General features: G+C 44.0%; 11 protein-coding genes and 1 pseudogene. 11 read left to right on the plus strand and 1 reads right to left on the minus strand.

All coding sequences use genetic code 11. The features are described from left to right. The first annotated feature begins 170 nt into the window (after positions 1-170). The 10 genes and pseudogenes from pyrR to pyrE all read left to right on the plus strand — a co-directional run bounded on the left by pyrR (position 171) and on the right by pyrE (position 11,859). Positions 171-713 (plus strand): bifunctional pyr operon transcriptional regulator/uracil phosphoribosyltransferase PyrR, encoded by a 543-nt coding sequence (pyrR, locus tag KHB02_RS25675; protein ID WP_213140822.1) that lies wholly within the window; start codon positions 171-173, stop codon positions 711-713. Positions 714-889: 176 nt separating this feature from the next. Beyond that, the gene (locus KHB02_RS25680; protein ID WP_213140821.1) at positions 890-2,197 is read left to right on the plus strand and encodes a solute carrier family 23 protein; all 1,308 of its coding nucleotides are present in this window, start codon (positions 890-892) and stop codon (positions 2,195-2,197) included. Positions 2,198-2,356: 159 nt separating this feature from the next. Next, a complete protein-coding gene (locus tag KHB02_RS25685; RefSeq protein WP_213140820.1) occupies positions 2,357-3,301 on the plus strand; it encodes an aspartate carbamoyltransferase catalytic subunit in 945 nt (314 codons plus the stop codon). After that, positions 3,261-4,547, plus strand: a complete 1,287-nt coding sequence (locus KHB02_RS25690; protein WP_213140819.1) for a dihydroorotase — start codon at positions 3,261-3,263, stop codon at positions 4,545-4,547. Before KHB02_RS25685 ends, KHB02_RS25690 begins: the two co-directional genes overlap by 41 nt. Further along, positions 4,544-5,661 (plus strand): annotated as a pseudogene (locus KHB02_RS25695) (carbamoyl phosphate synthase small subunit). Before KHB02_RS25690 ends, KHB02_RS25695 begins: the two are co-directional and overlap by 4 nt. Continuing rightward, positions 5,628-8,834, plus strand: a complete 3,207-nt coding sequence (gene carB / locus KHB02_RS25700) for a carbamoyl-phosphate synthase large subunit (RefSeq protein ID WP_213140817.1) — start codon at positions 5,628-5,630, stop codon at positions 8,832-8,834. Before KHB02_RS25695 ends, carB begins: the two are co-directional and overlap by 34 nt. Next, positions 8,831-9,604 carry a dihydroorotate dehydrogenase electron transfer subunit gene (locus KHB02_RS25705; RefSeq protein WP_213140816.1) on the plus strand — a complete coding sequence of 258 codons (774 nt, stop codon included), beginning with the start codon at positions 8,831-8,833 and terminating at the stop codon, positions 9,602-9,604. The genes carB and KHB02_RS25705 overlap by 4 nt, the downstream gene beginning before the upstream one ends. Further along, on the plus strand, positions 9,601-10,512 hold the full coding sequence (locus KHB02_RS25710; RefSeq protein ID WP_213140815.1) for a dihydroorotate dehydrogenase: 912 nt from the start codon (positions 9,601-9,603) through the stop codon (positions 10,510-10,512). The genes KHB02_RS25705 and KHB02_RS25710 overlap by 4 nt, the downstream gene beginning before the upstream one ends. A 1-nt stretch (position 10,513) precedes the next feature. Further along, positions 10,514-11,230, plus strand: coding sequence for an orotidine-5'-phosphate decarboxylase (gene pyrF, locus KHB02_RS25715; RefSeq protein WP_213140814.1), 717 nt, complete (start codon positions 10,514-10,516; stop codon positions 11,228-11,230). After that, positions 11,227-11,859 (plus strand): orotate phosphoribosyltransferase, encoded by a 633-nt coding sequence (pyrE, locus tag KHB02_RS25720; protein ID WP_213140813.1) that lies wholly within the window; start codon positions 11,227-11,229, stop codon positions 11,857-11,859. Before pyrF ends, pyrE begins: the two co-directional genes overlap by 4 nt. Before the next feature lie 191 nt (positions 11,860-12,050). Here the strand turns inward: pyrE and KHB02_RS25725 are convergent, their stop codons facing one another. Further along, positions 12,051-13,760, minus strand: coding sequence for an Rqc2 family fibronectin-binding protein (locus KHB02_RS25725; protein WP_213140812.1), 1,710 nt, complete (start codon positions 13,758-13,760; stop codon positions 12,051-12,053). 220 nt (positions 13,761-13,980) lie between these two features. On the opposite strand from KHB02_RS25725, the gene KHB02_RS30100 reads away from it, so the two are divergent. Next, positions 13,981-14,113, plus strand: a 133-nt coding sequence (locus tag KHB02_RS30100; RefSeq protein ID WP_420848121.1) for a cation-transporting P-type ATPase, incomplete at its 3' end; no start/stop codon positions are given.

Consider the following 14,113-nt stretch of genomic DNA (forward strand, 5'->3'; position numbering starts at 1 on the left):
ACAGGATAAATAAATTAAAGTATGCTTACTATAGTTTAATAAGCCTTTAAGTCGGTCCCGTGAGGCCGAGAAGGAACGGTTAAGATGTTATTTCCCTAAGGAAGAACTGTCTCCCTCTCGCCACCACAGGCGAGAGGTTTTTTATTTTAGTATAATAAGAAGGTGAGACCATGAGCCAAAAAGCACTTGTTCTGGATGAACAGGCAATCGGGCGGGCGTTAACAAGGATTGCCCATCAAATCATCGAAAAAAACAAAGGAATCGAAGGTTGCGTACTTGTAGGAATTCGGACTAGAGGAATTTATATAGCAAAACGACTCGCTTTGAAAATAGCCCAAATTGAGGGAAGTCCGATTCAAGTCGGTGAATTAGATATCACTCTTTATCGGGATGATCTAACAAAGAAAACGGAAAGTCAGGAACCACTTGTAAAAGGGTCAGATATACCGTTTGACATAAGTGACAAAAAGGTAGTCCTTGTGGATGATGTTCTTTATACAGGAAGAACAGTTAGGGCTGGACTTGATGCCCTTATGGACCTTGGACGTCCTGCTTCCATCCAGCTTGCGGTACTGGTCGACCGCGGTCACAGGGAACTGCCAATCAGAGCAGACTATGTTGGGAAAAATATCCCTACTTCAAGCAATGAAAAAATTGTTGTTGAACTGCTGGAAGTAGATAAAGTTGATCAAGTAAGTATATATGACAAATAAATAGCAACCCTTTTAATTTCAGTCCCGTGAGGCTGACAAAGGGAAAAGCGCACATCTGGACCATTTTCCGGTGCGCCTTTCACCCCTCTTTGTCAACTACATGGCAAAGAGGGTTTTTTATTTGAACAATTGAAGAAAATAATGAAAACAATATAGAAATTAGGAGAGAACAGAAAATGAGTAATAAACCAATCCTAGATGTTAAAGATAGACCAAAACCGGCCCAATGGCTGACCTTAAGCTTGCAGCATTTATTTGCGATGTTCGGGGCAACAATCCTAGTACCATACCTGGTTGGTTTAGACCCAGCGATAGCACTAATATCCAGCGGACTCGGAACGTTGGCATTCCTATTGATTACAAAATTTCAGGTTCCTGCCTATCTTGGTTCATCTTTCGCTTATATTGCACCGGTAATTGCTGCAAAAGCCTCTGGCGGACCTGCAGCGGCGATGGTCGGAACATTTTTAGCTGGCCTTGTTTATGGAATTGTCGCTTTAATTATCAGCAGAGCGGGGCATCGCTGGATTATGAACTTACTCCCCCCAATTGTTGTTGGACCGGTCATTATTGTAATTGGCCTCGCCATTTCCGGAACTGCGGTTGGAATGGCTATGAACAACCCAGCTGGAAAGTATAGCATGCTTCACTTCTCAGTGGCGCTTGTGACGCTGGCAGCGACCATTATTTTCTCAATATACGCAAAAAAAATGCTCAGCATTATCCCTATCTTGGCCGGGATTATTGTCGGCTATGTATATGCCGTGATTGTAGGAATTGTTGATTTCAAACCAGTACTAGAGGCAAAGTGGTTTGCCGCTCCTGACTTCTTAATTCCGTTTGTCAGCTATGATGTCAAGTTCACTTGGAATATTTTCTGGTTAATGGTGCCTGTTGCCATTGTTACACTATCTGAGCATATTGGACACCAGCTTGTTCTTAGCAAGGTTGTCGGCCGTGATTACATAAAAGAGCCGGGCTTACACCGTTCAATCCTTGGTGATGGAACAGCCACAATCATTTCGGCGCTAGTCGGCGGACCTCCCAAAACCACCTATGGTGAAAATATTGGAGTCTTGGCCATTACAAGAGTCTACAGTGTATATGTACTAGCGGGTGCCGCGGTTCTAGCCATCATCTTCGGCTTTATTGGAAAAATAACAGCTTTAATCCAAACCATACCAACGCCTGTAATGGGGGGAGTTTCCATTCTCCTGTTCGGAATTATCGCTTCCTCAGGATTAAGAATGCTGGTTGACAGTAAAATTGATTTTGGAGACAAACGCAATCTCGTGATTTCATCGGTAATCCTTGTCATCGGTATCGGTGGCGCGATTGTCAAGTTGCCATTTAATATCGAAATCCAAGGTATGGCCCTGGCGGCAATTTCTGGAGTGTTATTAAACCTGATCCTTCCTGGAAAGCCGAAAGTCAGTGGAAATATGTTTGAAACAGAAGATACAACTAACAAAAAAACAGCATAAAAAAATGCCTTTTAAATTAAGTACTGAGAGACTTGGAAGGGTGTGTTGCTTAACTTGGATATGGGCTGCAGTTGTGTCCATATCTTAAGTTGAATTTTTGGCACCCTGACCACTTAGTCAGGGTGTTTTTTTAGCAATTAGAGAAGGTGGGGAAAAAGGATGGTACAGCACCTATTAACAACAAACGAGTTAAAAGTTGAGGAGATTTATCAAATCCTTGAGGATGCTGAAAGGTTTTCACAAGGACTGTTTTGGAAACCGGAAAAACAAATGTATACAGCAAACCTCTTTTTTGAAGCTAGTACTCGAACGAAAAGCAGCTTTGAAATGGCTCAAAAAAGGTTAGGATTAAGCGTCATTCCTTTTGAAGTCCAAACCTCTAGCGTTCAAAAAGGTGAGACATTATATGATACTGTAAAAACACTGGAATCAATCGGTGTTGATACTGTTGTCATCCGTCACAGCCAGGATCGCTATTTTGATGAATTGGTTGAAAATATCAATATTCCGATTTTAAATGGAGGCGATGGCTGCGGACACCACCCGACACAATCCCTTCTTGATTTGTTAACGATAAAGCAGGAGTTTGGCAGTTTTTCAGGCTTGAAGATTGCAATAATTGGGGACATCAGTCATAGCCGGGTAGCGCGTTCCAACGCAGATGCCTTGACCAGGCTGGGGGCGGAGGTCATTTTTTCAGGGCCGGAAGAATGGTTTGATTATCACAGTTTAAGTACATCCCGTTTTAAGCCAATTGATGTGGCTATCAAAGAAGCTGATGTTGTCATGCTTCTGCGTGTGCAGCATGAACGCCATCAGAAAATGGGAAGCTTTACTGCCTCTGAGTACCATAAAAAATATGGCTTAACCCTAGAGAGGGAAAAGCAAATGCAGCCGCACAGTATTATCATGCATCCGGCCCCGGTAAATCGAAACGTTGAAATTGCAGACAGCTTAGTTGAATGTGAACGGTCAAGAATTTTTAAACAAATGCAAAATGGAGTTTATGTAAGAATGGCTGCCCTGAAGCGGTCACTTGAAAGCTTAGGAGGAGGAAATCAATATGAAACTGCTTATTCAGAACGCAAAATATATAGCATCTAATGGAGAAATGAAACAATCTGATATTTTAATAGAAAATGGGATTATTAGCAAACTGGCACCTAGTTTAACGGAATCGGCTGAAAGAACTGTAGATGCACAAGGATTGCTTGTATCACCAGGGTTTGTTGATCTTCACGTCCACCTAAGGGAACCTGGCGGCGAGAAAAAGGAAACTATCGCAACTGGTACGATGGCAGCAGCCAGAGGCGGTTTTACGACAGTAGCAGCGATGCCAAATACGAGACCGGTGCCTGACACCAAGGAGCAGATGGATTGGGTGATGGACAGGATTAAGGAAACAGCAAGCGTACGCGTTTTGCCATATGCCTCCATTACAACAAGACAGCTTGGTCATGAATTAACTGATTTTGCGGCGCTGAAAGAGGCTGGAGCATTTGCCTTTACTGATGACGGTGTAGGTGTTCAATCTGCAGATATGATGCTTCAGGCAATGCAGAAAGCAAAAGAAGTAAATATGGCAATCGTAGCCCATTGTGAGGAAAATACGTTGATTCATAAAGGCTGTGTCCATGAAGGTACCTTCTCCAAGCAGCACGGGTTAAACGGGATCCCTTCTATTTGTGAATCTGTTCAAATTTCCAGGGATGTCCTGCTTGCTGAAGCTTCTGGCTGCCATTATCACGTCTGCCATATCAGCACAAAGGAATCGGTGAGGACCGTACGAGACGCAAAGCGGGCTGGCATTAAAGTTACCGCGGAAGTAACTCCGCACCATCTTCTATTATCAGAAAATGATATTCCAGGACTGGATGCTAACTTTAAGATGAACCCTCCGCTTCGGGGTGAAGACGATAAAAAGGCGTTAATCGAAGGGCTGCTGGATGGTACGATTGATTTTATCGCTACTGACCATGCACCGCATACTGCCGAAGAAAAAGCTGAAGGAATGCAGCTGGCGCCATTTGGGATTGTCGGTCTGGAAACTGCCTTTCCACTTCTTTATACCCATTTCGTCTTGAAAAACATCATCACACTTGACCAGCTAATTGCTTATATGACGACAAAGCCTGCCGATTGCTTTGAACTTCCTTTTGGAAGAATTGAAGAGGGTGCGGCAGCGGATATCGTGTTATTAGACTTAAACGAAGAAAAAGAAATCAATCCTGATGAGTTTTTATCAAAAGGGAAAAACACCCCATTTGCCGGCTGGAAGTGCAAAGGGTGGCCGGTATTGACAATTGCTTCAGGCCAAATAGTTTGGGAAAAAGGACGTGTTACAGCATGAAGGCTCAGCTAATATTAGAAGATGGAACTGTTTTTATCGGTGATGGCTTTGGAAGCCATGTAGATACAATTGGTGAAGTTGTTTTTAATACAGGAATGACAGGCTATCAGGAGATTCTATCCGACCCATCCTATTGCGGACAAATCGTTATGCTCACATACCCGTTAATCGGGAACTACGGAATTAACCGCGATGATTTTGAATCGATTACTCCTGCCGTAAAAGGCTTTATTGTTAAAGAAGTCAGCGACTTTCCGTCTAACTGGAGAAGTGAGTTTACTGTTGATGAATATTTTAAAATGAAAAAAATCCCTGGAATTGCCGGGATTGACACTCGTAAACTGGCAAGAATTATCCGCCAGCACGGAACGTTAAAGGGTGCGATTTGCAGCATTGAAAACGATGCAGCAGAAGTGTTAAGAAATCTGCGGCAGACGCGTCTTCCTATTGACCAAGTAAGAAGAGTATCCACAAGAAATCCATATCCAAGCCCTGGCCGCGGCAAAAGAATTGTGCTTGTCGATTTTGGCATGAAGCATGGGATTTTACGTGAGTTAAATGAACGCGGCTGTGATGTAGTTGTCGTTCCGTACCATACCACAGCAGATGAAATCTTAAAATTGCGTCCTGATGGCGTTATGCTCTCCAACGGACCTGGGGATCCAAAGGATGTTCCGGAAGGAATCCAAATGATTAAGGACATCTTGGGAAAAGTGCCTCTTTTCGGAATCTGCCTTGGTCATCAATTATTTGCCCTGGCATGTGGTGCTGATACCATTAAAATGAAGTTCGGACATCGTGGTGCCAATCATCCAGTTAAGGACTTGGCAACTGGAAAAGTTTCGATTACTTCTCAGAATCATGGTTATACAGTCGATGAAAAATCAGTTAAAAATACAAGATTAGAAGTAACCCATATCGCTTTAAATGATGGAACCGTCGAGGGCCTTAAGCATTTGGATTTCCCAGCCTTTACCGTGCAGTACCACCCAGAGGCCTCACCTGGTCCAGAAGATGCAAACGGATTATTTGAACAGTTTCTTGCGATGATTGAAGCTGAAAAACAGGAGGTAGCAGCAAATGCCTAAACGTACAGATATCAACTCCATACTAGTGATTGGCTCAGGGCCAATCGTCATCGGTCAAGCGGCAGAATTTGATTACGCAGGTACTCAAGCTTGTCTGGCCCTTAAGGAGGAAGGATACCGGGTGATCCTCGTCAACTCTAATCCTGCTACCATTATGACAGACGCAGAAATTGCCGATGCCGTTTATATTGAGCCTCTGACACTGGATTTTGTCTCGAGAATTATCCGTAAGGAGCGTCCAGACGCCGTTTTAGGAACATTAGGCGGTCAGACTGGGTTGAATTTGACTGTTGAACTGGCAAATTCAGGCGTTCTTGAAGAGTGTGGCGTTGAGATTCTGGGAACGAAGCTTACTGCCATTAATCAAGCAGAAGACCGTGAATTGTTCCGTGCTCTTATGAATGAACTGAATCAACCGGTACCTGACAGCGAAATTATCCATGGACTTAACGAAGCCAAAGTTTTTGTGGAAAGGGTAGGTTTTCCGGTCATTGTCCGTCCGGCCTTTACGCTGGGTGGAACTGGCGGCGGCATTTGCCATAATGACGCCGAGCTTGAGGAAATCGTAACAAGCGGTCTTAAGAACAGCCCTGTTCACCAATGTTTATTGGAAAAAAGCATCGCTGGTTACAAAGAAATTGAATATGAAGTGATGCGCGATGCCAACGATAATGCCATCGTCGTCTGCAATATGGAAAACATCGACCCGGTTGGTGTTCATACGGGTGATTCCATTGTTGTTGCGCCTAGTCAGACATTAAGTGATAGAGAATACCAATTATTAAGAAATGTGTCTTTAAAAATTATCCGTGCGCTGGGTATTGAAGGAGGCTGTAATGTTCAGCTTGCCCTAGATCCATACAGCTTTAACTATTACGTCATTGAAGTAAATCCAAGGGTAAGCCGTTCTTCGGCCTTAGCATCGAAGGCAACAGGATATCCGATTGCCAAGCTTGCAGCAAAAATCGCAGTTGGATTGACACTTGATGAAATGCTGAACCCTGTTACCGGAAAAACATACGCTAGCTTCGAGCCGGCCCTTGATTATGTTGTAACGAAAATCCCTAGATGGCCATTTGACAAGTTTGAGTCTGGAAACCGTTCGCTTGGTACACAAATGAAGGCAACTGGTGAGGTCATGGCAATTGGCCGTACATTTGAAGAATCTTTGTTAAAAGCAATTCGTTCCCTCGAAGCGGGTGTATATCATTTCCAACTTAACGGTGCCGCTGAAATTGATAACGACCTAATTGAAAAACGAATCAGAAAAGCCGGTGATGAGCGCCTCTTTTACATTGCTGAAGCGTTAAAACGCGGCATTACGATTGATACGATTCATGAGTGGAGCAAGATTGACTTATTTTTCTTGAAGAAAATGGAGGGCATTATCAAGCTTGAGGCAAAATTGGCTGACAACCAGCTTGATATCGAACTTCTTAAAGAAGCAAAGCAAAAAGGCTTTACCGATAAGAAAATTGCTGAGCTTTGGGATAAAACAGAAGGTGAGATTTACAAGCTTCGGAAAGACTTAGGCCTCATCCCAGTTTATAAAATGGTAGATACATGCGCTGCGGAGTTTGAGTCAGAAACTCCATATTTCTATGGAACTTACGAAGAAGAAAACGAATCTCTTGTGTCAGATAGAAAAAGTGTCATCGTGCTCGGATCAGGCCCAATTCGGATTGGCCAGGGGATTGAGTTTGACTATGCGACTGTCCATTCTGTAAAAGCCATTAAGGAAGCAGGCTATGAGGCAATTATCATTAACAACAATCCGGAAACAGTCTCGACGGATTTCAGTATCTCTGACAAGCTGTACTTTGAACCGCTGACAATTGAAGATGTAATGAGCATCATTGATTTGGAACAACCGATGGGAGTAGTCGTTCAATTTGGAGGGCAGACAGCGATTAACCTTGCTGCGGAGCTTGAGGAAAATGGTGTTAACATTTTAGGCACAAGCTTAGAGGACTTAGACCGTGCGGAGAACAGGGATAAATTTGAGCAGGCGCTTGAATTGTTGAACATTCCGCAGCCGCTTGGAAAGACCGCTCTTTCAGTCGCGGAAGCAGTCATAATTGCTGAGGAAATCGGCTATCCGGTCCTGGTCCGTCCTTCCTATGTGCTTGGCGGCAGGGCGATGGAAATTGTGTATCGCAAGGAAGAACTGCTCCATTATATGGAGAATGCCGTCAAAATCAATCCAGATCATCCAGTCTTAATTGACCGTTATCTAACCGGTAAAGAAATTGAAGTAGATGCCATTTGCGATGGTCAAAATGTCTTGATTCCAGGTATTATGGAGCATATTGAGCGGGCAGGGGTGCACTCCGGTGACTCTATCGCTGTATATCCGCCGCAAACATTATCTGAGGATGTTAAGAAGACACTTGTTGAATATACAGAAAGATTAGCAAGGGGCTTGAACATTGTTGGTCTCCTAAACATTCAATATGTGTTATCGGGCGGTCAGGTTTACGTGCTGGAAGTGAATCCACGTTCCAGCCGGACGGTACCGTTCTTAAGTAAAATCACCCATGTTCCGATGGCCAAGATTGCAACAAAAGCTATTCTTGGGGTCTCAATCGTTGAGCAGGGCTATCAGTCCGGACTGGTGCCCGAACAATCAGGTGTATATGTGAAAGTTCCGGTATTCTCTTTTGCCAAATTAAAAGATGTTGATATCACGCTTGGACCAGAAATGAAATCAACTGGCGAAGTTATGGGCAAGGATATCACTCTTGAGAAGGCTCTTTACAAGGGATTAGTTGCATCAGGAATGAATATTCAGCCGTTTGGGACGGTCTTGTTTACAGTCGCCGATAAGGATAAACAAGAAGCGCTTAAGCTTGCGAAACGGTTTGCCAGCATTGGCTATCGTCTGGTGGCCACAAGCGGAACAGCAGCTATAATAAAATCTGCCGGTTTTCCGGTTGAGGTAGTCGGCAAAATTGGTGCAGAAGGCAGGACGTTATTGGATATTATCCAAAATGGTGAAGCGCAGTTAATCGTTAATACATTGACAAAAGGGAAGCAGCCTGAGCGTGACGGTTTTAGAATCCGCCGTGATGCTGTTGAAAATGGAGTTCCATGCTTGACCTCATTAGATACTGCTGATGCTATCTTAAAAGTGGTGGAGTCCATGAACTTTTCCGCTGAAGCGATGAGTGTACCAAGCAGGGAGGCTGTTTTTGCATGATACGGAAGGAAATTTGTAAAATCATCAGCCAAAAGTTAATTGCTGAAAATATTTATGAGCTTACCGTAAAGGCTGAGATGGTTCATGACATCACCGAGCCTGGACAATTTGTTCATATTCGGGTAGGAAATGGGTTGGATCCGCTTTTGCGAAGACCAATCAGTATTTCCTCGTATGATGTAACGGAAGAGCAGTTTACGATGATCTATAGAAAAGATGGAAAAGGAACTTCGCTATTGGCCTCTATGGCGCCGGGGATGGAACTCGATATCCTCGGACCTCTTGGCAATGGCTTCCCTATTAATGAAGCCAATATTGGTGAGACTGCTTTGCTCGTGGGTGGAGGAATTGGTGTCCCTCCCCTTTATGAGCTTGCGAAACAGTTGACAGCAAAAGGCGTAAAAGTCATCAATGTCCTGGGCTTCCAAGCTGAATCAGCCGTTTTCTACGAACAGGAATTTTCGGAACTGGGCGAAACGTATGTGGCTACTGCGGATGGTTCTTATGGTATTAAAGGGTTTGTAACGGATGTCATAAAGGATTTACAGTTTGATTGTGTATATTCTTGTGGGCCGACCCCGATGTTAAGAGCACTTGAACAGCAGTACTCTCATAAAAAAATGTTCTTATCGTTAGAGGAACGGATGGGCTGCGGCGTTGGGGCTTGCTTTGCCTGTGTATGCAAAAAGGTGGATGACCCGACGGGAGCTTCCTATAAAAAAGTATGCAGTGACGGACCTGTATTCCGTGCCGGAGAGGTGATAATATGAGCCGATTACATGTTGAATTGCCAGGACTTAGCTTGAAAAATCCAATCATGCCGGCCTCAGGCTGCTTCGGGTTTGGCCGCGAGTACAGCCAATTTTTCGATTTAAGCAATCTTGGTGCAATCATGATCAAAGCAACAACGGCAGAGCCCCGGTTTGGAAACCCGACTCCAAGGGTCGCCGAAACTTCAGCAGGGATGCTAAATGCAATCGGGCTGCAAAACCCTGGATTAGAAAAGGTTGTTTCCGAAGAGCTGCCATGGCTGTCCCAATATGATGTACCGATTATTGCCAATGTGGCTGGGTCGCTTGAAGAGGATTATGTAAAGGTTGCACAGGAAATCTCAAAAGCGCCAAACGTCCATGCACTGGAATTAAATATATCCTGCCCTAACGTTAAAACGGGTGGAATTGCCTTTGGAACCATCCCAGAAGTGGCTAAGCAATTAACACGAAGAGTAAAGGAAGTTTCCGAAGTTCCGGTTTATGTAAAGCTATCTCCAAACGTCACCAATATTGTCGAGATGGCTAAGGCAGTGGAAGATGGCGGTGCTGATGGCATTACAATGATTAACACGCTTGTAGGGATGCGGCTGAATTTAAAAACAGGAAAGCCAATTTTGGCGAACCGAACTGGCGGCCTTTCTGGCCCTGCTGTAAAACCTGTTGCGATTCGAATGGTCTATGAAGTAAGCCAAGTGGTAAATATACCGATTATCGGAATGGGCGGCATCGAATCTGCAGAGGATGTCATTGAATTTTTCTATGCAGGAGCAAGTGCCGTCGCTGTAGGTACAGCAAATTTTGTGAACCCGTTTGTCTGCCCCGAGATTATCGAACAGCTGCCGGTGCTTCTAAATCAACTAGGATTTGAACATATTAGTGAATGTACGGGAAGGAGCTGGAAATAGGATGAACAACTCGCTTATCATCGCGCTTGATTTTGCTAATGCGGCTGAAGTAGATCAATTTTTACAACCATTTGCCGGCAAAGAGCTTTTTGTTAAAGTGGGAATGGAGCTTTTTTACCAAGAAGGGCCTTCGATTATTCACCGTTTAAAGGAATCAGGTCACCGCATTTTCTTAGATTTGAAGCTTCATGATATACCAAATACTGTTTATAGTGCGATGAAGGGGCTTGCCCGCATGAACTGTGACCTTGTCAATGTACATGCTGCAGGCGGAAAAGAAATGATGGCAGCGGCGTTAGAAGGACTGGAGGCTGGTTCTGTTTCCGGAAAGAAAAGGCCGTACTGCATTGCCGTTACCCAGCTGACAAGTACATCGGAGGAGCAAATGAGGAGAGAGCAGCTGATTGGGGTTTCGCTTGAGGAATCGGTACTGCACTATGCTTCCCTGACAAAGGAAGCAGGACTCGACGGAGTCGTTTGTTCAGCATGGGAAGCAGCGTCCATCCGTGAAAAGGTTGGCGCTGACTTTTTGACCGTATGTCCGGGAATCCGGCTTTCTTCGGATTCTGTTGGGGATCAAAAACGGGTAGCAACACCAGAATTTGCGAGACAAGCAGGTGTCAGTGCGATTGTTGTCGGGCGTTCGATCACAAGGTCGGCTGATCCTCTTAAAAGCTATGAACACTGGATGGAAGCATGGAAGGGAGTACATCAATGAAACACACTATTGCTGAAAAATTACTAGACATTAACGCGGTGGGATTAAGCCCGCAAAATCCATTTACTTGGACTTCAGGGCTTCGTTCCCCCATTTATTGTGACAACCGGCTCACCTTATCCTATCCTGCCGTCCGCAGGGCTATTGCCAATGGGCTGCAAAAACTAATCGCCGAGAATTTTCCTGGTACTGAAGTGGTGGCGGGAACAGCAACTGCCGGTATTCCTCACGCTGCCTGGGTCAGCGAGCTGATGGATTTGCCGATGTGCTATGTCCGCTCTAAAGCAAAGGGCCATGGCAAAGGGAATCAAATTGAAGGAAAAGTCGAGCAGGGACAAAAAGTGGTTGTGGTTGAAGATTTAATCTCCACCGGCGGTAGTGTCATCACAGCTGTAGAGGCTCTTAGAGAAGCAGGCTGTGAAGTACTTGGGGTCGTATCCATTTTTACATACGGTCTTGAAAAAGGTAAAGAAGCATTTGCTGCGGAAGGAATTACAAGTTACTCCTTGACTGATTTTCCTTCACTAGTTGAGACGGCCATTGAAAAAGGTTATATCAGCCAGGATGATCAAGAAAGTCTGCTTGCATGGAGCAAGGACCCTGGCGAGTGGAGCAAGCGGTTCGAGTAATATATATAGAATTTGAAGAATTGTCGATATATTACTGTAATTTGTAGATATAACCTGAAAAATTGTCGATATAATTTAAATTTGTGTCGATATATCACAGAAAAGTGTCGATAACCATTATCAATAAGCTGTTTCGTTAATCAATCATAAAAAAGCCCCGGGCCGCCCCGGGGCTTAACACATTAATAGCTCTATTTCTTTAATTTCAGTACCATTTCTTCATCCGGCGTCACGTAAACCGTCTGCTGATGGTCATAAATGACAAATCCGGGCTTAGCACCGCTAGGCTTTTTGACGTGTCGCACTTTTGTAAAATCAACCGGAACTGAACTGGAATTTTTCGCCTTGCTAAAATAGGCTGCCAGCATTGCGGCTTCGTGAATGGTCCCATCAGAGGGCTCCTTACTGCGAATAACGACATGCGAACCGGGAATGTCCTTTGTATGCAGCCAAATTTCATCCCTTGCCGCAAGCTTATTAGTCAGATAGTCATTTTGTTTATTATTTTTTCCAACGATAATTTCAGTTCCATCTGAGGACTGATAGAAATCAAGAACCGGCTTGGCGTTTTGCACTTTTTTGCCGTTCCGTTTTTTACGGTCGCGAATATATCCGCCCTCCACAAGCTCATCGCGAATCTCCTGCAAATCTCTTGGGGAAGCAGACTGGACCTGCTGCAGAAGGCTGTCAAAATAAGCTGCTTCAACGCGCGCCTTTTCAATCTGTTCGATGACAATAGAAACCGCGTTTTTCGCTTTCTGATACTTGGAAAAATATTTTTGCGCATTATCAGAAGGAGATTTCCGAGGGTCAAGTGGAATGACAATCGTTCCGCCGTTTTCATCATAATAATCAAGAACCTCGATTTCTTTCATTCCCTTTTTGGCGGCATAAAGATTGGCTGTTAACAATTCCCCGTAACGCTGATATTCATCGGCTTTTTCCGCTTCCTTTAGGGTTGCTTCCAGTTTATCTATTTTCTTTTCATTTTTTTCTTTTTCATTCGTAATAAGCTTCTCAATATCATTCCCTTGCTGTTTGACCCTGTCCCGTTCCGCCTTGCCAAAATAATAACGCTCCAACGTTTCGCTAAGGCTGGAAAAACCCTTCACCTCACCTTTCAGGTGCTCAAGCGGAAACAAATAAAAGGCTTCCTTTTCTGGAGCAGCGATGATAGACGGTGAAATTGCCCCTGATTGAATTTTTTTAATTAGGCTTAAAAATGTTTTGGGCACAGTCGTCCGATTGGCAAGTCCGCTTTGAAAAATGACCTCTTTCGCAAACAGCGGCGAAATGCCAGCGAACTGCTCCACGAGTTGGCGGTCAAGCCGTCCTGCATTAAAATCGATGCCCCTTACAACATCCTCTTCATTTGCCAGAAATGGATTTTGCTTGTTTTGCTCCGGCGGGAACAGAAACGGCTGCCCAGGCAGGATGGCCCTGTGACTGTTAACAGCAAACGACACGTGTTTGATACTGTCCAAAATAATATTCCGGGTTTTATCAACTAAGATGATATTACTGTGCCTGCCCATAATTTCGATAATTAATTGCTTATAACTGATATCGCCAATTTCATTCCGGCCTTTGATTTCAAAAATAATCATTCGGTCGGTTTCAACTTGGTATAAATCCTCTAAAATATGACCCTCAATATGCTTCCTTAGCAGCATACAAAACATTGGCGGCTCACTAGGGTTTTCGTGGGTTTCGGTGGTAAGCTGTGCCCTGGCATAGCTCGGATGGGCAGATAAAAGCAGTCTGTGATTAACCCCTCCAGCGCGAATCGTTAAAATAATTTCATTTTTATAAGGCTGATGAACTTTATTAATCCGCCCGCCTTTTAGGGCACGGGAAAGTTCATGACTAATCGCGTTTGTAAATAAACCATCAAATGACATGGTGAACATCCTTTTCTATTAACAATAGTTTTCTATATAAGTATAACCTTTCAATTGAGAATCTGTCTTTTATCATAGCATTTTTTTGGACGACCCTGAATAAGCTGTCTATAGAGTTCTTGCTTGTGGGTGCAAATGCATTGACTGCAACTATTTTTTAATGCAGAGATTTACAGGCTTGTCATTAGAATTAGAGCTAAGGGGGAAGTGAGATGGTCGGATGAAGTTCCATGAGATGGAGATAAAACAAGTTGAAAAGGCTCTAGAAACCGACTTTTCATCTGGATTATCAGCAGAGGAAGTGAAAAAAAGGGTAAAGCAATATGGTTTAAATGAGCTAGAAGAAGGGGAGA

The organism is Neobacillus citreus, from assembly GCF_018343545.2.
Classification (GTDB): Bacteria; Bacillota; Bacilli; order Bacillales; family Cytobacillaceae; genus Neobacillus; species Neobacillus citreus.

Bases quoted from the DNA above. Each gene is read 5' to 3' on its own strand.
- pyrF (WP_213140814.1), top strand. From the start codon at position 10,514: ATGAACAACTCGCTTATCATCGCGCTTGATTTTGCTAATGCGGCTGAA.
- pyrR (WP_213140822.1), top strand. From the start codon at position 171: ATGAGCCAAAAAGCACTTGTTCTGGATGAACAGGCAATCGGGCGGGCG.
- KHB02_RS25705 (WP_213140816.1), top strand. From the start codon at position 8,831: ATGATACGGAAGGAAATTTGTAAAATCATCAGCCAAAAGTTAATTGCT.
- KHB02_RS25725 (WP_213140812.1), bottom strand. From the start codon at position 13,760: ATGTCATTTGATGGTTTATTTACAAACGCGATTAGTCATGAACTTTCC.
- pyrE (WP_213140813.1), top strand. From the start codon at position 11,227: ATGAAACACACTATTGCTGAAAAATTACTAGACATTAACGCGGTGGGA.
- carB (WP_213140817.1), top strand. From the start codon at position 5,628: ATGCCTAAACGTACAGATATCAACTCCATACTAGTGATTGGCTCAGGG.
- KHB02_RS25690 (WP_213140819.1), top strand. From the start codon at position 3,261: ATGAAACTGCTTATTCAGAACGCAAAATATATAGCATCTAATGGAGAA.
- KHB02_RS25710 (WP_213140815.1), top strand. From the start codon at position 9,601: ATGAGCCGATTACATGTTGAATTGCCAGGACTTAGCTTGAAAAATCCA.
- KHB02_RS25685 (WP_213140820.1), top strand. From the start codon at position 2,357: ATGGTACAGCACCTATTAACAACAAACGAGTTAAAAGTTGAGGAGATT.
- KHB02_RS25680 (WP_213140821.1), top strand. From the start codon at position 890: ATGAGTAATAAACCAATCCTAGATGTTAAAGATAGACCAAAACCGGCC.